General features: G+C 71.7%; 13 protein-coding genes. 4 read left to right on the top strand and 9 right to left on the bottom strand.

Annotated features, from left to right (window positions below):
* The first annotated feature begins 67 nt into the window (after positions 1-67).
* The gene (locus BJY18_RS10020) at positions 68-526 is read left to right on the top strand and encodes a peroxiredoxin (RefSeq protein ID WP_184779694.1); all 459 of its coding nucleotides are present in this window, start codon (positions 68-70) and stop codon (positions 524-526) included.
* Between the two features lie 237 nt (positions 527-763).
* On the opposite strand, the gene BJY18_RS10025 is transcribed toward BJY18_RS10020, so the two are convergent.
* The 4 genes from BJY18_RS10025 to BJY18_RS10040 form a co-directional block, all read right to left on the bottom strand.
* Positions 764-1,282, bottom strand: coding sequence for a GNAT family N-acetyltransferase (locus BJY18_RS10025; protein ID WP_184779697.1), 519 nt, complete (start codon positions 1,280-1,282; stop codon positions 764-766).
* A 70-nt stretch (positions 1,283-1,352) separates the two neighbouring features.
* Positions 1,353-2,543: an LCP family protein gene (locus BJY18_RS10030; protein ID WP_184779699.1), complete on the bottom strand. Its 1,191-nt coding sequence runs from the start codon at positions 2,541-2,543 to the stop codon at positions 1,353-1,355.
* Positions 2,544-2,659: 116 nt separating this feature from the next.
* Positions 2,660-3,919, bottom strand: coding sequence for an SAM-dependent methyltransferase (locus tag BJY18_RS10035; protein ID WP_184779701.1), 1,260 nt, complete (start codon positions 3,917-3,919; stop codon positions 2,660-2,662).
* Between the two features lie 81 nt (positions 3,920-4,000).
* Entirely contained in the window at positions 4,001-4,696 is a 696-nt protein-coding gene (locus tag BJY18_RS10040) for an alpha/beta hydrolase (RefSeq protein ID WP_184779703.1), read from the bottom strand.
* A 98-nt stretch (positions 4,697-4,794) separates the two neighbouring features.
* On the opposite strand from BJY18_RS10040, the gene BJY18_RS10045 reads away from it, so the two are divergent.
* Entirely contained in the window at positions 4,795-5,523 is a 729-nt protein-coding gene (locus BJY18_RS10045) for an SIS domain-containing protein (RefSeq protein WP_184779704.1), read from the top strand.
* 62 nt (positions 5,524-5,585) lie between these two features.
* Here the strand turns inward: BJY18_RS10045 and BJY18_RS10050 are convergent, their stop codons facing one another.
* Positions 5,586-7,451, bottom strand: a complete 1,866-nt coding sequence (locus BJY18_RS10050) for an ABC transporter ATP-binding protein (RefSeq protein ID WP_184779705.1) — start codon at positions 7,449-7,451, stop codon at positions 5,586-5,588.
* A gap of 177 nt (positions 7,452-7,628) precedes the next feature.
* On the opposite strand from BJY18_RS10050, the gene BJY18_RS10055 reads away from it, so the two are divergent.
* A complete protein-coding gene (locus tag BJY18_RS10055) occupies positions 7,629-8,954 on the top strand; it encodes a glycosyltransferase 87 family protein (RefSeq protein WP_184779706.1) in 1,326 nt (441 codons plus the stop codon).
* Here the strand turns inward: BJY18_RS10055 and BJY18_RS10060 are convergent.
* From BJY18_RS10060 to BJY18_RS10075, 4 genes are all read right to left on the bottom strand, one after another.
* Complete coding sequence (locus tag BJY18_RS10060; RefSeq protein WP_003071237.1) at positions 8,941-9,150, bottom strand: helix-turn-helix domain-containing protein; 210 nt, start codon at positions 9,148-9,150, stop codon at positions 8,941-8,943. The two genes, BJY18_RS10055 and BJY18_RS10060, sit on opposite strands and share 14 nt — an antisense overlap.
* 180 nt (positions 9,151-9,330) lie before the next feature.
* Positions 9,331-10,959 carry an ABC-F family ATP-binding cassette domain-containing protein gene (locus tag BJY18_RS10065; RefSeq protein WP_184779707.1) on the bottom strand — a complete coding sequence of 543 codons (1,629 nt, stop codon included), beginning with the start codon at positions 10,957-10,959 and terminating at the stop codon, positions 9,331-9,333.
* A gap of 424 nt (positions 10,960-11,383) precedes the next feature.
* Positions 11,384-14,230 carry a S8 family serine peptidase gene (locus tag BJY18_RS10070; protein ID WP_184779708.1) on the bottom strand — a complete coding sequence of 949 codons (2,847 nt, stop codon included), beginning with the start codon at positions 14,228-14,230 and terminating at the stop codon, positions 11,384-11,386.
* Between the two features lie 270 nt (positions 14,231-14,500).
* Positions 14,501-16,063, bottom strand: a complete 1,563-nt coding sequence (locus tag BJY18_RS10075) for a deoxyguanosinetriphosphate triphosphohydrolase family protein (protein ID WP_184779709.1) — start codon at positions 16,061-16,063, stop codon at positions 14,501-14,503.
* A gap of 50 nt (positions 16,064-16,113) precedes the next feature.
* Here BJY18_RS10075 and BJY18_RS10080 point away from each other — a divergent pair, with 50 nt between their 5' ends.
* On the top strand, positions 16,114-17,352 hold the full coding sequence (locus BJY18_RS10080; protein ID WP_184779710.1) for a lycopene cyclase family protein: 1,239 nt from the start codon (positions 16,114-16,116) through the stop codon (positions 17,350-17,352).
* Positions 17,353-17,389 lie beyond the last annotated feature (37 nt).

Here is a 17,389-nt window from a genome sequence, read left to right on the forward strand (position 1 = left end):
TCCACGTCCCCGGCGGCTCCGAACTCCGGGCAGGATGGCGCTGCCACCCCGACCCGGAAGGACCCCCATGCAGACCGGCGACCTCGCGCCCGATTTCACCCTCCCCGACGACCAGGGCACCGACCGCACCCTGTCCACCCTGCTCGCCGACGGCCCGGTGGTGCTGTTCTTCTACCCCGCGGCGATGACCGGCGGGTGCACCGCGGAGAGCTGCCACTTCCGCGACCTGGCCGCGGAGTTCGCCGCGGTGGGCGCCCAGCGCGTGGGCATCAGCCCGGACGCGGTGGACAAGCAGCGCACCTTCTCCACCACCAACGGCTTCGACTATCCCCTGCTGTCCGATGTGGGCGGAACGGTGGCCAAGCAGTTCGGCGTGTGGCGCAAGATCCTGCCACTGCACACGAAACGCCAGACGTTCGTGATCGGCACCGACCGCCGCGTGCTCGAGGTGGTCAAGAGCGAGCTCAACTTCACCACGCACGCCGACCGAGCCCTGGAAGTACTGCGAGAACGCGCGAAGGCCTGAGGCGTGCTCCGGCCGGGGTGGGCCGGCCGGCTCCGCTGACCATGGCCGCAGGGCCGCACCCGGGTGGTGGCAGCTGGCGGGCGCGGCCTGACTTCCGCCGGGTCAGCCGTCGCCGCCAACCCCGGCCCGGCCGGTCAGCCTTCGCCGCCCACGCCGCTTCGACCGGACCGCGGTCGCAGCTGCACCCCAGCCCGGCCGGTGCACGTCACCAACGCGCCTCACCCCGGCCGGAGCACGTCAGCCGATCCACTCCGGTCGGGTCATGCGCCACACGTGGGTGAAGCCCGAGCACTCCGGGGCGACCGGGTCGGCGAGTTCCTCGCCGTGGTGGATGAAGCCGAGGCGGCGGGGGACGGCGCCGCTGCGTTCGTTGCGTTCGTCGTGCTTGATGTCGACGAAGGTCGCGCCCTCGCGCCAGGACTCGGCCACCAGCAGCGCCGCCGCGCGCGTCACATAACCCCGGCCGGTGTGCTCCTTCGCCAGCCAGTAGCCGATCTCCCGGCCGGGATCGCGGTCCATCAGGCCGCAGCCACCGACCACCACGCCACCCGGGCCGCGGATGGCGTAGTCCCGCGATTCGCCGGTCTCCTGCGCCCGCAGGAACTCCTTCGCATCGGCCTCGCCATAACCCCCGGTGGCCCAGCCGAGCCAGCCGCCGAGGTGCTCGAGCGATCCGGAGACGGTGCGCACGAGCACGTCGAGGTCTTCCTGGCGCCAGCGGACGAGCGTGACCACGCCGTCGGTGAGTGGGTCCATACCGCCATCGTCGCAGGACCGGCACCGGACGGGCGCATGATTTTCCGCGCCCGGCCCGATCCGCCGGACCTCAGCTGACGATGATGTCCGGGGGCACCTCGGTGTCGTTCTTGAGCGCGTCGAACAGCTGCTGCGACTTGGCCTTGTCCCAGTGCTCGGCCGAAGAACTGGTCAGCGGGACGGTGGTGGTGACGACCCCGCCGTCGGAGATGCCCCGCATCGCCAGCGCCAGGCCGGCGAGGTTGTGCACGTGGTCACCGGAGTCCATGGTGAGCGCGTCCGGGGCCGCGGACAGCAGCGGGAAGAAGTCGAACGGGTTGAGCAGCGTGCCGGGGCTCGCGATCTGGCTGACCAGCGCGCCGATGAACTTGCGCTGGTTCGCCACCCGGTCGAGGTCCGACCGCGGGGTCGCGTCGCTGTAGCGCATCCGGACGAAGCCGAGCGCCTCGCGGCCTTCGAGCTGCTGGCAGCCAGCCTTGATCTTGATGCCGGTCTTGGGGTCGTTCATGTCCTTCTCGATGCACATGTCGACCCCGCCGATCGCGTCGACGATGTTCGCGAACCCGCCGAAGCCGATCTCCGCGTAGTGGTCGATGTGCAGGCCGGTGGCCCCCTCGACGGTCTTCGCCAGCAGCGCCGGCCCGCCGATGGCGAACGCGGCGTTGATCTTGCTGGTCCCGTGGCCGGGGATCTTCACCCGGGAGTCACGCGGCAGGCTCAGCAGCGTCGGCTTCGTCGAGTTGTCCGGCACGTGCGCGACCATGATGGTGTCCGTGCGCTGCCCGCTCGCGTCGGTCTCCCCGCCGGTGGCGAGGTTCTCCTCCTGTTCCGAGGTCAGCCCGGCGCGGCTGTCCGAGCCGACGATCAGCCAGTTGGCGCCGGACGCGGCGGCCGGACGGCCGGAGTAGTCGCTCAGCGCGTCCACCCGGTTGATGGAGAACTCGAGGTACGCCCAGATCCCGCCGACGAACAGCACGACGACGAGCAGCAGCGTCATCAGGACCTTGCCGACGCCCCAGCGGCGACGCCGGCGCGGCCGCGGCGCCGATTGCCCCGGCGGGGGCTGCCGCGGCGGCGGGGGCGGCGGCTCCCCCGGGCCGTGCCCCGGCGTGCCCATCGGTCTGGTGCGGCTGTCGTACGGGCTCGGCCCGCGCCCCGGCAGCGGCATCATCTGCGCCCGCTGGTGCTGCCGCGGGCGCGCGGCGGGCTGCGGTGGCCGGGGCGGCATCCGCCGCCTGCCGTCGTCGCCTCCGTACGTCATCGGTCTCTTCCCCGTTCCCCGGATCCGGTGGTCGTGTGCGGCCCAGTGAACCGCACTCCCCGACACAGAGGACGTGCGGCACCCGGGACGGGTTGTGCCGGCGGGCAGCGGCGAGGTCAGCGGGGGTCGGCGAACCCGAACTGGTGCACCTTCAGGTGCCCGGAGCGGAAGCCCGCCTCGGAGTAGGCGAGGTAGAACTCCCACATCCGGTGGAACACGTCGTCGAAGCCGAACCCGCGGATGTCCTCCCAGCGCTGCTGGAAGCGCTCCCGCCACAACCTGAGCGTGCGGGCGTAGTCCTGGCCGAACTCCCGCATCCCGGCCAGCTTGAGCCGGGTGTTGTCGCGCATGCCCTCCTCGATCGCGCGGACCGAGGGGATGATGCCGCCGGGGAAGACGTACTTGTGGATCCACGTGTAGGACCGTGCCGAGGCCACCATCCGGTCGTGGTCCATGGTGATGGCCTGCAGCCCGAACCGGCCGCCCGGGCGCAGCCGCCCGCCGATGGTGCCGAAGAACGCGGGCCAGTACGCCGCGCCGACCGCCTCGATCATCTCCACGCTGACCACCGAGTCGTACTCGCCGGTGGCCTCGCGGTAGTCGCAGAGCCGCACGTCGACGCGGTCGGAGAAGCCGGCCTCGGCGATCCGGGCGTCGGCGAGCGCCTTCTGCTCCTGCGAGATGGTCAGCGACGTGACCTTCGCCCCGCGCGAGGCCGCGCGGATGGACAGCTCGCCCCAGCCGGTGCCGATCTCCAGCACCTCGCTGCCCTCGCGTACGCCGGCGTAGTCGAGCACGCTGTCCAGCTTGCGGTGCTGCGCCTGGGTGAGGGTGTCGGCGGGCCCGAACAGCGCGGAGGAGTACATCATCGACTCGTCCAGGAACGCGCCGAACAGGTCGTTCGACAGGTCGTAGTGGCGGTGGATGTTGGAACGGGAGCCCTCGATGGTGTTCTCCTCGGCGGCCGGCTGGGTGCGCTCGGCCAGCCGGCGGAACCGCTGCAGGAACGGCGGCACGATGGTGGCCAGCCGCTCGGCGAACGGGGTCAGCACGCCGGGCAGGTCGGCGGTGGTCCAGTCGCCGACCATGTAGGCCTCGCCGAAGCCGATCTTGGCGTCCGCGCCGAGCCGGTGGAAGAACGCCGCCGGGCGCAGGATCCGCATTTCCGGCGCTTCCGGTCCGCCGGCGCCGAGCACCGTGCCGTCCGGGAACGTGACCCGCACGTCCAGCGCTTTCACCGCACGGCGGAACAACGCCTCCGCGGCGCGGGCCCGTACCGGCGAATGCGGTGGCGTGGCCAGCCCCGGCCACCGGGATTCGTCGGGCACCGGCTGCGTGGTCGGCTCCGCCGGCCGGTCAACACTTGACGTGGACAAGACACTCCCTCCGGACGGGCCTTCCGGCCCCTTCTCGATGGTATTCCCGGGCCGCCCCGCGCGCGCTCCCGACCTGGCCGTTCATCCGGGCAGGCGCAGCCCCTCGTCGCCGGGCGCGGCCGCGGCCCGGCGGAAAGTCTCGTCCTTTTCCCCGGCTCCGGTCAGCTCCCGTGTGAAAGCACACATCAGCCTGGTCCAGACCGCGGGACGGCGGAGCATCGCGTGCCCCTCCCCGGCGATCTCGTAGCGGACGACCCGTTCGGCCACCGCGCGGGCGCGCGCGGCGAAGGCGTAGGACGCGGCAGGTGAGGTCATCCGGTCACGGGTGCCGTGCACGATCAGCACCGAACGGCCACGCACCGCGTCCACCGGCTCGCCGGGCGGCGTCCACGGCGCCAGCGCGCACACGCCGAGGACCGCCGGATCGTCCGCGACCCGCAGGGCGACCCGCCCGCCCATGGAATGGCCGACCAGCACGACCGGCACGCCCGGGTGGTCGGCGTGGATCCGTTCCAGCGCCCATCGCGCGTCCGGGACCGGGTTCTCCGCGGGCGCGTTCCAGCCGTACAGGCGGTTGCGCAGCAGGAGTACCTCGAGCCCGTCGGCCCGGCCCGCCCGGTGCAGTGCCCGGGCCAGCGGAACCATCCGCAGGTAGGCCAGCCGCCACGGGCGCACCTGCGCGGTGCCGTGCTCCGCCCCGCCGTGCAGGACGAGCGCCACCGCGCGCGTGCTGCCGCGAGGGCGCCATCGGGTGAGGCCCGGCCCCGTCTCCGCCACCAGCTGCCTCCATTGGTCCAGTCCTGCTCCACGGTAATCCACCACGAAGCGTGCGCACGCGATACATTCGGCGCCCGGACCCGCGAGGAAGGGCAGGTGTGGTGAGCGCCACGGAGATCTGGAAGAGCACGTCGGAGAAGCTCGAAGCGGCGGCCGAGGCCAACGCAGGGCAGTGCTCCGCGGCGGCGGACCTGCTGCTGGGGGTGATCAGGGCGGACTCGCTCGTGTTCACCGCCGGAGCCGGGCATTCGCTCGCCGCGGTCGCCGAGACCTTCTACCGCGCGGGCGGGCTCGCCTGCGTCTATCCCGTCTACCACCCGGAGCTGCTGCCGCTGCACGGCGCGCAGCACAGCACGAAGACCGAGCGCCGCAGCGGGCTGGCCGAGGAGGTGCTCACCGAACGCGCGCCGGGACCGGACGACGTCCTCGTGGTGTTCTCGACGTCCGGGGTGAACCCGTACCCGGTCGAGCTGGCCGCGGGCGCCCGCCGCCGGGGCGCATCGGTGATCGCCGTGACGTCGCGGGCCTGTGTGGCCGCCGCGCCGCGCCGCTCGTCGAGCACCCTCGTCGAGGAGGGCACCGTGGTCATCGATTCGCTGGTCGTCCCCGGCGACGCGAGCCATCCCCCCGGCGCACCGCGCACGGCGCCGCTGTCCACAGTGGTCAACGCGTTCCTGTGGAACCTGATCCTGGCCGAAGTGCTCGACCGCGGCACCGCCGAGGGGCTCGACGTACCGCTGTGGCGCAGCTCCAATGTGGAGGGCGGGGACGAGGCGAACGCGGCGCTGCTGGCCAAGTACGGCCCGCGGGTGCCCGCGCTGCGCTGAACCGTACGCCAGTCCGTGAAGGCCTCCTCCAGTTCCCCGGCGGAGGCCTTCACGGCAGGCCGTCACGCCGCGGTGGGCTCCTCGGAGAACTGCGTGTGGTACAGGTCCGCGTAGCGGCCTTCGAGGGCCAGGAGGTCGTCGTGGGTGCCGCGTTCCACGATGACGCCGTCCTCCACCACGAGGATCTGGTCAGCGGCGCGGACGGTGGACAGCCGGTGCGCGATCACCAGCGATGTCCGGCCGGCCAGTGCGCCGGTCAGCGCCTCGCCCACGGCCACCTCGGACTCCGAGTCCAGATGCGCGGTGGCCTCGTCGAGCACCACGACCTTCGGCTGCGCCAGCAGCAGCCGCGCGATGGTGAGCCGCTGCCGTTCGCCGCCGGAAAGCCGGTAACCACGCTCGCCGACGGTGGTGTCGAGGCCGTCCGGCAGCGACCGCACCAGATCCTCCAGCCGGGCCTGGGCCAGCGCGGTCCAGAGGTCGTCGTCGGTCGCGCCGGGCCGGGCGTAGGCCAGGTTGGCGCGGATCGTGTCGTGGAACAGGTGCCCGTCCTGGGTCACCACTCCCACGGTGTCCCGCAGCGCGGCGAAGCTGAGGTCCCGGACGTCCACCCCGGACAGCCGGACCGCGCCACCGTCCACGTCGTACAGCCGCGGCAGCAGGGACGCGATCGTCGACTTGCCCGCTCCGGACGGTCCGACCAGCGCGACCATCTGCCCGGCCTCGGCGCGGAAGCTCACGCCGTGCAGGACCTCCTCGCCGCCCCGGCTGTCCACAGTGGCCACGTCCTCCAGTGAGGCGAGGGAGAACCGGTCCGGCGCGGGATAGCCGAAGCGCACGTCGGCGAACTCCACCGCGACCCCGCCCACGGGCATCGGCGTGGGGTCGGCCGGCTCGTCGAGCATCGGCTTCAGGTCCAGCACCTCGAAGACCCGCTCGAACGAGACCAGCGCGGTCATCACGTCCACCCGCACGTTGGCCAGCGCGGTCAGCGGCGTGTAGAGCCGGGTCAGCAGCAACGCCAGCGCGACCACGGTGCCCGCTTCGAGCCGTCCGGTGAGCGCCAGGTATCCACCCAGTCCGTAGACCAGTGCCTGGGCGAGCGCGGACACGAGCGTCAGGCTGGTCATGAACCACCGGGTGAGCATCGCGGTGCGCACCCCGATGTCGCGCACCCGTCCGGCCCGCACCGCGAAGTCGGCAACTTCCTGACGGGGACGGCCGAAGAGCTTCACCAGGGTGGCGCCCGGTGCGGAGAACCGCTCGGTCATCTGCGTGGTCATCCCCGCGTTCAGCTGCGCGGCCTCCCGCTGCAGGCCGGCCATCCGGCGGCCGAGCCGGCGCGCGGGCAGCACGAACACCGGCAGCAGCACCAGCGCGACGACCGTGACCTGCCAGGACAGCGACACCATCACCACGAGCGAGAGCACCAGCTGGATGACGTTGGTGACCAGGCCGGACAGCGTCGCGGTGAACGTGCGCTGGGCACCGATCACGTCGTTGTTCAGCCTGCTCACCAGCGCCCCGGTCCGGGCGCGGGTGAAGAACGCGATCGGCATCCGCTGCATGTGCTCGAACACCGTGACCCGCAGGTCGAGGATGATCCCCTCGCCGATCCGGGACGACTGCCACCGTTCGGCGAGGCCGAACCCGGCGTCCACGATCGCCAGCACCGCGATCACCACCGACAGCACGATGACCGTGGTCAGGTCGTGCCCCCCGACGATGGCGTCGACGACCTTGCCGGCGAGCACCGGCGTGGTCACCGCGAGGACCGCCGAGGCGACCGTCAGCACCAGGAAGATCAGCAGCGCGCGCCAGTGCGGGCGGGCGAAGCGGGCGACGCGCCGCACCGTGCCGCGGGTGAGCGCCCTCGGGGTGTCGGCGGCGCGCATCGCGGACCCGAGCAACGCCCAGGTGTTGTCCATCGGAGTCTCCCCCCAGTTCGAAATACCTCTAGATTACTAGAGCTATTTTCCGGATATGACCTGCACAACACCACCGGGTTCGCGGTTCTTCCCGCGGCATTCCGGCCCCGCGGACGCGGCGGGCCCGGACCCCCTCGGTAGCCTGTCGCCACGGTCGGCCGCGGCGGAAGGGAACGCATGCACCTGCTGATGGCCCCTGCCCGCGCGACCGGCCCGCAGCGCACCCGGCTGCTCACCTGGGACCTGCTGTTCTACCTCGGCTGCTTCGTCTTCGCACTGATCACCGGGTTCGTCTCGCAGTTCTACGGGTACCGGATCTGGGGCCAGTTCGCGATCGCCGGGTACGGCATCGCCGCCGCGCACAGCGGCTGGCTGCTGGTTTCCGCGCGACTGCATCGCCACACCGGCCGGCTCGGTTCGCGCTGGATCGGGATCGGCGCGATCGGGCTGCTGGCCATGCTGTGCCCGCTGGTGGTGCTGGTGATCCGCCGGCTGACCGGAGTGGACTGGCTCGTCACGCCCGATTCCTGGGCCGCGCAACCCGAAGTGTGGGTGATCGAGCGCAGCGCGACGCTGCTGCTGCAGCACGGAACGCCCTATGTGGACGTGACCACGCTCGGCCGCGCGCCGGAGGTGAACGACTACACGCCCTACGGCCCGGTGATGGCACTTTTCGGCCTGCCACGCGCGCTGTTCGGCGGAAATCCGGTCACGGACGCGCTGACCGACGCGCGCTGGATGTTCGCGCTCGCGGCCTGCCTGTGCGTGCTCGGTTCGCTGCGGCTGCTGAACCGGCCGCGGATCCCGGTGTTGTCCGCGCAACTCGCGCTCGCCTGCCCGCTCACGGCGCTGACCTCGGCGGTGGCCGGGCCGGACCTGGCGATCGTGGGCCTGCTGGTGCTGTCCTGCGCGCTCGCCGCGACCGGGCGGGCCGGCTGGTCGGGATTCGTGCTGGCACTGGTGATCAGCGCGAAACTCATCGCGGCGCCGGCCTTCGCGGTTCTCGCGATGCTCCTGTATTTCCGCACCTGCGGCGGAAAACCCGGTGGGTACACCGCACTTGCCCGGTTCGTGACCACTGTGGTCACGACGACGGTGGTCCTGCATCTGCCGGTGTATCTGGTGAATCCCCGTGCGTTCGTCGAGCACGTGCTGCGGTTCCCGCTCGGCATGGGCGCGGTGCGTTCGCCCGCGGCGAGCCCGCTGCCCGGGCACCTGATCGCGGAGACCGGCTCGGCCGGTACCGCGGTCGCCCTGGTCCTGGTGGGCATCGCGGCGGTGGCGATGCTGGTCTGGCTGGTGCGCCGGCCCCCCGCGACGGGATCCGCCGCACTCGTGCGGATCGCTGTCGGACTCGGCGCCCTGATCCTGCTCACCCCGGCAACCCGCTACGGCTACCTGGTCTATCCGCTGGTCCTGCTCGGAGCGGCGCTCACGTTCCGGGCGTCCGGACCGGCCCTGCGCCCCCCGCGCAGTGGCCTGGGTACTGCTACTTCTTCTTGACCCGCGTGGCGCCGCCACGCCCCCGCAGCTGGACACCGGATTCGGACAGAACCCGGTGGACGAACCCGTAGGACCGTCCGGTGGACTCCGCCAGAGCCCGGATGCTCGACCCCTTCTCGTATTTCTTCTTCAGGTCAGCGGCCAGCTTGTCGCGCGTGTTGCCGGTGATCCGCGCGCCTTTCTTGAGATCAGCCACGTCGATCGCCTTCCCGCCGAGTGGTTGTTCCGGACCCTTACCGGGCCCCTGCCGGGGCAATGATCGAACACTATGGGCCGGAATGCCAGACGACAGCCGTAAAACTCGCCGAAAAGCGATCACATTGGGCCATTCCAGTGCTTCTGTCACCACGGTGGGCACCCGGACGGACGCACCGAGTCAGGCCAGCTGCACAAGTTCCAGATATTCCGCCGACCAGTGGTCCTCGGTGCCGTCCGGTAACAGGATCACCCGTTCCGGTTCGAGTGCCTCGACCGCGCCCGGATCGTGCGTCACGAGCACGACCGCACCGGCGAAGCTGCGCAGCGCGTCCAGGACCTGCGCACGACTGGCCGGATCGAGGTTGTTCGTGGGCTCGTCCAGCAGCAGCACGTTGGCCTGACCGGAGACCAGCCCGGCCAGCGCGAGCCGGGTTTTCTCGCCGCCGGAGAGGGTACCCGCGGGTTGTTCGAGCTGTTCGCCGGTGAACAGGAACGAACCGAGCAGGTTCCGCAACTCCTGTGCTCCGGTGTCCGGCGCGAGATGCCGGATGTTTTCCCACACGCTCGCTTCGTGGTCGAGCGTTTCGTGTTCCTGTGCGTAATAGCCCAAACGCAATCCGTGACCCGGAACGACGGAACCCGTATCCGGAGTTTCCAATCCACTCAGCAAGCGCAGCAATGTGGTCTTTCCGGCGCCGTTCAATCCGAGTACGACAACCTTCGAACCGCGGTCCACGGCAAGATCGACTCCGGTGAAGATCTCGAGTGATCCGTAGGACTTCGACAGGCCCTCGACGGTCAGCGGCGTACGGCCGCACGGAGCCGGCTCGGGGAACTTGATCCGGGCGACCTTGTCGGCCTGGCGGGTCTCGTCCAGCGAAGCCAGCATCTGCTCCGCCCGCCGGGCCATGTTCTTCGCCGCGACCGCCTTCGTCGCCTTCGCGCCGAGCTTGGCTGCCTGCTGCTGCAGCGCGGAGGCCTTCTTCTCGGCGTTCGCACGCTCGCGGCGGCGGCGCTTCTCGTCGGTGGCGCGGGCGTCGAGGTACCGCTGCCAGCTCATGTTGTAGAGGTCGATCTCGCCCCGCGTGGCGTCGAGGAACCACACCTTGTTCACCACGTCGGCCAGCAGGTCGACGTCGTGGCTGATCACCACGAGACCACCGTCGTGCTGCTTGAGGAAGCCGCGCAGCCAGGTGATCGAGTCGGCGTCGAGGTGGTTGGTCGGCTCGTCGAGCAGCAGGATCGTCTCCGACTTGCCGCCCGCGCCCGCCTCCGCCGCGGCGAACAGGATGCGCGCCAGCTCCACCCGGCGCCGCTGGCCACCCGAAAGCGTGCTCAGCGTCTGCGCGAGCACCCGGTCGGGCAGGCCGAGGTTCGAGCAGATCCGCGCGGCCTCGCTCTCCGCGGCGTATCCGCCGAGGGAGGCGAACCGCTCCTCCAGCCGGGCGTAGCGGTTGATCGCCTTGTCCCGCTGCTTGTCGTCGACCAGCTCGGACATCTCGTTCTGCGCCTTCTCCATGTTGCGCAGCAGGGAGTCCAGCCCGCGAGCGGAGAGCACGCGGTCCTTGGCAGTGACCGACAGGTCGCCCTCACGCGGGTCCTGCGGCAGGTAGCCGAGCTCGCCACTGCGCCGCAGGTCGCCGGCGTGTGGTTCACCCTCGCCGGCGAGGACCTTCAGCGAGGTGGTCTTGCCGGCGCCGTTGCGGCCGACGAGGCCGATGCGATCGCCGGACTGGATGCGCAGCGTGGCGCCGTTCAGCAGGATGCGCGAACCCGCGCGCAGCTCAAGGCCGGTGGCCGTGATCATGGAAAACTCCGGAGTCGGAAGGGGGAAGCAGGGACGCTGACGAGCCCCGGCGCGGCAGGCGCGCGAGGCAACGGCGGCTACTCTCTCTGGATCCGCACGAGCTCCTTGATGACCACGACACCAGTGTACGAGGCGGCGTCGAGCCGTTTTCCCGGCCGTGGCGGGACTCACTCCGGACGGGCTGCTAACGCGGCCGGTCCCGGTGCTTTCCCACCGGCGATGCCCGCCTCGACGACTCCCTCTTCGGCGGCGTGCGGGACAGCGAAGCCGGCTTCGGCGGGTGTTACTCCGGCGGCGTTCGCTTCATCAGTACCCACTCCGGCGGCGTCCGTCTCCGGTCCGGACTTCGGCGGCGTCCACTTCGGACGACGGGGCCGCCGCGGTCGCGTCCGGCCGCGGCGGCCCCGTCTGTTCCCGCGCTGGTTCAGGCGATCGCGGCCCGCACCGGTCCGCTGGTCACCGTCTTGTGCACCGCTGCCGCCTGCCCTGGCGTGACGAACCCGTTCACGTGCAGGGAAACGCTGCGCAGTGAGCCGGTGTCCCCGCCGGCGGTGTCGAGCACCGTGACCGTCCAGGTGCCGTCCGCGGAACCGCCGGCCGCCGGCTTCTGCGCGAGCAGCGGCCGGTAGGTGCCGGTGAACGGCGCGTCCGCGGCGGTGACCGTGCTGAGCGGCAGGTCCGCGGAATCGTCGAACACAACCTGGCACAGGTTGTTGCCGCTGCCGCCTGCCCCCTGGAACAGCGTCGCCTCGGCGCCCGAGGGCGAGGTCAGCGTGCCGACCAGGTCACCGACGTAGCTGTGGTCGATGCCCACCGTGGTCGCGCCCTGGCCGTCGGTGCAGGTGGTGCCGTCGATCGACAGCGACACCTTCGCGACCGGGCCGACACCGGTGACCACGAGCGGCACCGACGCCCCGACCTGCGAATCGTCCGGAATCGGCACCGCCGGGCCGGTGTAGGCGAAGGTTTTCGCGACCGGTGACGTCGTGCCGACCGGAATTTCGAACGTGCTGGTGAGCGGCGAGAACGCGCCGGCGAAAGTCACCTTCGCGGTGAGCACCACCGGTGTGCCGAGCGCCTGGTTCGCCGGCACCTTCACGGTGAAGTCGTTCACCCCCGTCTGCCCGGAGCTGATCGTCCCGTACGACTTCGCCCGCGGCGCCACGGTGACCCCCGCCGTCGGCGAGGTCAGCACCACGCTGGTGGACACCGCCGTACCGTCGCCGCTGTTCTTCACCGGCAGACTGACCTTCGCGGTGTCCCCCGGCTGCACTGACGTGCCGCCGCCGGCAGTGGTGACGCTGGGCTCCTGCGCCTGGGCGTAGGGCTGAGGGCTGGCGCCGGTGTACTCCAGCACCTTGTCCGCCAGCAGTACCCCGGCGCCGGTCAGATTGTCCGGACCCGGTGCTTCGACGTCGACCGCGGTGCGCAGAAACGCCTCGCGGACGTCCGAAGCGGACAGTCCCGGGTTGCCGGAGAGCACGAGGCTGGCGATCGCGGCCGCGTGCGGTGCGGCGGCGGACGTGCCGAAGAACGGGTCGAACCCGCTCACCGAGGTGCGCACCCCATCGGCCGCGGTGATCTCCGGCTTGTCCCGGACCTCGCCTCCGGTCGAAGAGACGTCACCAGGGGTGATCGGCGTGCCGTCGGCCTCGTAGAAGACCCGCCGGGGACCGTCCGAGCTGAACCGTTCGGCCTTGCTCGCCGCGGAGAACGCGTCCGGGAACGGGCCCTGCGGATTGGCCGGGTCACCGGGCTCGAGCGGACGCCCGAACGCCGGTCCGGCGGGGGCGGCGGCGACGGAGAAGGCGTCGCGCGCCGCTCCGTGACCGACCACCACGCCCGGCGTGGAGTAGCCCTCGAGCACGCCCGCGGAGTCCTTGAACCGGCTGCCGAACGCGGTCAGCGAGAGGTAGCGGTCCTCGCCGGAGAACTTGACCACGGCCAGGCGCAGGCCGGTGCCGCCGAACAGCGGGGTGGCCAGCTGCTCGTACGGGTCCTGCGTGCCGTCCTGCACGTCCTGGCTGAACGAGACGACGTTGCCCGCCGCGTCGAGCAGGTAGAGGTCGTAGTCGTCGGAAGCCGCGCCGAGCGGGTCGGACCAGTGCAGGGTGACCGGAATGCTCGCCGAGGAATCGTCGGAGACCGGTTCGAGGACCTGCGTGCCGCCCGCGCCGGCGAAATTGTGCGCGGTGCCGGCGAACTTGCCCACCGTGACACCCGAGTCGGCGAAATCGCCTTCCCAGTGCGCCGCGGTGCCGTCGGCGACGTTGCCCTCGTTGCCTGCCGAGGAGAAGTACAGCGCACCGTCCGCGGTCACGTCGTTCACCGCCTGCGCGATGAGGCCGTCCTGGAACGGCGATTCCCGGAAGTAGATGACGTCGTCGACGATCACGTCGCAGTGCGACGCGAAGCGGAGCTCACGGATGTTGTCCGCGAAACCGGCGTCGGAGGTGAACGCGGTGGCGAAGCCGAGCCGGGCGTTCGGCGCCAGGTCGTGGATGATCTCCAGCATCGCGGTGCCCTCGTCGCCGCTGCCGGCCTGTCCGGCGGGTACGTCGACGCCGGCGGGCAGCTCGCCCCTGGCCTGGGAGACGGCCAGCGAGTCGACACCGTCGGACAGCGCGCAGACCTTCACCCCGGTGCCGGTCACGCCGAAGTCCCGGCGGGCCACGTCCGCGTTGTGCGCCCGGTCGCCCTCACTGGTGATGGTCGCGGCCCGCTGGTTCCGGCTCGCGATCGCCTGCCGCAGCTCGCGGTCGATCCGATCGGCCTTCTGCTGCTTGGTCTCCTTCGCGGCCTTGGCCCCGTTTTCCAGCTGGTGCGCGGTGATCGCCTGATCCGCGATCTCCACCCGCCGCACGTCGGCCCGCGCGCTGATCGCGGGCAACGCCGAGAGCGGTACCTCGGCCCGGATGCTTGCGCCCCGCGTGGACACGGTGCGCACCGCTGCCCCTGCCGCCCGCAGGTCGTGCACCAGGCCCTCGCTCACCTTCGTGACCCGGAGATCGATGAGCGCGGTCGCACCGGCTTCGGACACCCTGGGCAGCGCCGAGCGGTTCAGCGCCTTGCTGCGCAGCTTCTGCGCGACGAGCAGTTTACTGTCCACTTTGGACTCTGAGGTACCGCGGTTCGCCTTCAGCGCTTGCAAAGCGGCGATCTGGTTCTGCGCGGCGGCAGTCAGGGTGTCCGATGTGGACGCGGCGGCGTCCGCACCGGGTGGTGCGGCCAGTCCGGCCGCGGCGAGGACGGCGGCGGCAGCGGAGAGCACCGCCGCCCGTCTTCTCCCGATCGCTGATCCTGTCGTGGCTCTCGTGGAACGGCTTCGACGCACGTGCGCCTCCGAATCTCGCACCGCGTGCCCCGACTCACGCTGGCCAACGCCGGTGAACACCGGCTGGCTCCAGCTAAGCCCGCCGGATACCCGGCAAAAATCAGCCGTTGGAGTGACAGCGGCCGTGGTCCCCGCCGGACGTCGTGAGCTGTCCGGCCCACGACCCCGCGCACTCGGCGCAACCCCGCCACCCCGGACGCAGAGGCGCTACAGCACGAACGAGTCCGACCACGGCTGCCCTGACCGGCCGGACAACGCGTCGAGCAGGGTCACCGCCTGCCGGTCGGTCAGCGAAGCCACGAAGTCCACCACCGCGCGGCCGCGGGCGAGACTGCGCACCGCGTCCGGGCCCTGCACGCGTTCCCCGGTGGCACCCACCAGCAGTTCCGGGGCAGCGTGGGCGATCCCGGCGTACTCGTCGTGTGCCAGTTCCACCAGATCGTGCAGCCGGCGGGGCAGCCGGGACACCTCGTCGCGGTCGAGCAGCCAGCTCTCCAGCGCGTCCACCAGCGTGGTCACCAGGCTGGCCTGGCCACGCTGGTGCAACGCGAGGTCCGGGCGCAGCAGCACGAACCGGCGGTGCACGAACTTGAGCACCTGCACCTCGTGCCACTGCGCGGGGCGCAGCGACAGGTGCCCGGACCGGGTGGAGGGCGAGGACAGCAGGAAAACCCCGTCGACGAGCCGGGAACTCCACTTCGCGGAGAACGCCGCGGTGGCCTGCTCGGCCTCGGTCGAACCGTCGAACCCGGTGGCCAGCAGCCCGTCGACGAGTTCGTGGCGCACCCGGGCGACGGCCGCGGCGAACGCTTCGTCGTCCACGATCCAGCCGTCCTTGAGGTGCATCCGGCGGCGCATGCGCTCCAGCGAACGGCCGGGACGGCGCAGTTCGGCGCCCAGCCGGGCGTCGTCCAGCCCTGCCAGCTCGACCGCGTGCTCCAGCCACTCCCCCAGCTCCGCGGCGACCGGCGCGTGCTGCAGCACCCCGATGCGGTGGAAGTCCTGCAGGTCGTGGATGGCGTAGGCGATGTCGTCGGCGGTGTCCATCACCGACGCCTCGACGGTCTGCTGCCACTGCTCGATCCGGCCGGCGAACGGCGCGCGGGACTGGTCGAAATCGTCGAGTTCGGTGACGTAGGCGGAGAACTTGCTCGAGCCGGTGCCCGGTGCGTCGTCGGGCTCCGCGGCACCACGCGGCGGCTGGGCCATCGCCGAGGGATGCGGGCTCGGCCGGTGCAGCCGCGCCCACGGGTACTTCAGCACCGCCGCCCGCACCGCCGTGGTCAGGTCGAGGCCGATCGCGGACGGCCCGCGCACGTCGGTGGTGGTGAGGATGCGGAACGTCTGGGCGTTGCCCTCGAAACCGTCGGCGAGACCGAACCGGTGCCGCGCGAGCCGGTCGAGGGTCTGCTCGCCGAGGTGGCCGAACGGCGGGTGCCCGAGGTCGTGGGCCAGCGCGGCGGCCTCGCACGCGTCCGGATCGCAGCCGCCGAGCTTCGCCGCCAGCTCCGCGGACTCGCTCGCGCCGGTGATCCGCTCGGCGATCGCACGGGCGACCTGCGCGACCTTGAGGCTGTGCGTGAGCCGGTTGTGCAGCAGCCCGGAGTCACCGCCGCTGACCACCTGCGTGACCCCGCCCAGCCGCGCGAAGAACGGCGACGCGATGATCCGGTCGCGGTCGATGCGGAACGGGCTGGTCGCCAGGTCGGTGAACCCGCCGGCCGAACTCGCCGGGTCGCGGCGGGCGGCCCTCGGGTCGGTTTCGTGCATGCGGTCCACCGTATCCGCCCGCGCCGCGGCCGTGCGGCAGGATCAGCACCGTGACCGACGTGCTGGTGGCGGGCGGCGGCCCTGCCGGATGGGCGCTGGCCGGCGCGTGCGCCCGGCTGGGGCTCGCGACCGTCCTCGCCGACCCGGCCCCGCACCGTCGGTGGCGGGCGACCTACGGAGTGTGGTCGGATGACGTTCCCGGTCTGCCCACCACCGCGATCGCCGCGGCGCCGGCCACGACGCTCGCCTACGGCACCCGTGCCCACCGCGTCGACCGGAACTACCTGGTGCTGGCGAACGACGGCCTGCGCGATTGGCTGGTAGGTCCGCAGGTGGAAGTGGTGACGGGCCGGGTGACCACCGCGGAACACGGACCGCACGGCTCGACGGTCCACCTCGCCGACGGCCGCCGCCTTCCCACCGCGGTAGTGGTGGACGCGACGGGCGCGGCCCGAACCCTGTCCGGCGGCCGCCCGCGCGGACCACGGACCGAGCAGACCGCGTACGGCGTGGTCCTCCCCGCGGAGTCGGCGGAACGCCTCGTCCCCGGCGCAGCGGACACGGCGGTGTTCATGGACTGGCGCGAGCCTGGTGTCCCCGGGGAGCACGCCACCTCCGGACGGCACGGCGACACCACTCCCGTCGACCGCCTCCGCTCGCCCGGGGCGGATGCCACCTTCTGCTACTTCCTTCCGCTCGGGGACGGGTCCGTGCTCGTCGAGGAGACCAGCCTCGCCCGGCGTCCCGGGCTCTCCGGCGGGGAGCTGGCCGCCCGGTTGCGGGGACGGCTGGCCGCGGCGGGCGTGCGGGCCGAAGGGCGGATCGAGCGGGTGCGGATCCCGCTTGATCTGCCGGTCGCCGGGCGAGGGTGGGGGCAGCGGCAGGTGGTGCCGTTCGGGGTGGCGGCCGGATTCGTGCATCCGGCGACCGGGTACAGCCTCGCCACCTCGCTGCGGCTGGCGCCGGTTGTCGCCGGAGCGCTCGCCGGCGGGCTCGAAGCCGGTCCGGCGGACGCTGTCCGGACCGCGCACCGTGCACTGTGGACGGTGGAAGCGAGGGCCGTGCACGCATTGCGGCGGCATGGGCTGCGTGCGCTGCTCGGCATGTCACCGGATCAACTCACCGGGTTCTTCGACCTCTTCTTCGCGTTGCCGGCCACTGCGCAGCGTGCGTTCACCTCCGGCCGGGCCGACGTGGCGGGGACGGCCGCGGCGATGGCGACGCTGTTCCGCACGGCGCCGCCGGGGCTGCGGCGGCGACTGCTGGGCGGACTACTCCGATCCAGGTAACGCAAGTGCCGCCGCGATGAACATTTGTTGACAACGG

This window comes from Amycolatopsis jiangsuensis, assembly GCF_014204865.1.
In the GTDB taxonomy this organism is placed as follows: Bacteria; Actinomycetota; Actinomycetes; order Mycobacteriales; family Pseudonocardiaceae; genus Amycolatopsis; species Amycolatopsis jiangsuensis.

Bases quoted from the DNA above. Each gene is read 5' to 3' on its own strand.
- BJY18_RS10075 (WP_184779709.1), bottom strand. From the start codon at position 16,063: ATGCACGAAACCGACCCGAGGGCCGCCCGCCGCGACCCGGCGAGTTCG.
- BJY18_RS10020 (WP_184779694.1), top strand. From the start codon at position 68: ATGCAGACCGGCGACCTCGCGCCCGATTTCACCCTCCCCGACGACCAG.
- BJY18_RS10050 (WP_184779705.1), bottom strand. From the start codon at position 7,451: ATGGACAACACCTGGGCGTTGCTCGGGTCCGCGATGCGCGCCGCCGAC.
- BJY18_RS10030 (WP_184779699.1), bottom strand. From the start codon at position 2,543: ATGACGTACGGAGGCGACGACGGCAGGCGGCGGATGCCGCCCCGGCCA.
- BJY18_RS10025 (WP_184779697.1), bottom strand. From the start codon at position 1,282: ATGGACCCACTCACCGACGGCGTGGTCACGCTCGTCCGCTGGCGCCAG.
- BJY18_RS10055 (WP_184779706.1), top strand. From the start codon at position 7,629: ATGCACCTGCTGATGGCCCCTGCCCGCGCGACCGGCCCGCAGCGCACC.
- BJY18_RS10065 (WP_184779707.1), bottom strand. From the start codon at position 10,959: ATGATCACGGCCACCGGCCTTGAGCTGCGCGCGGGTTCGCGCATCCTG.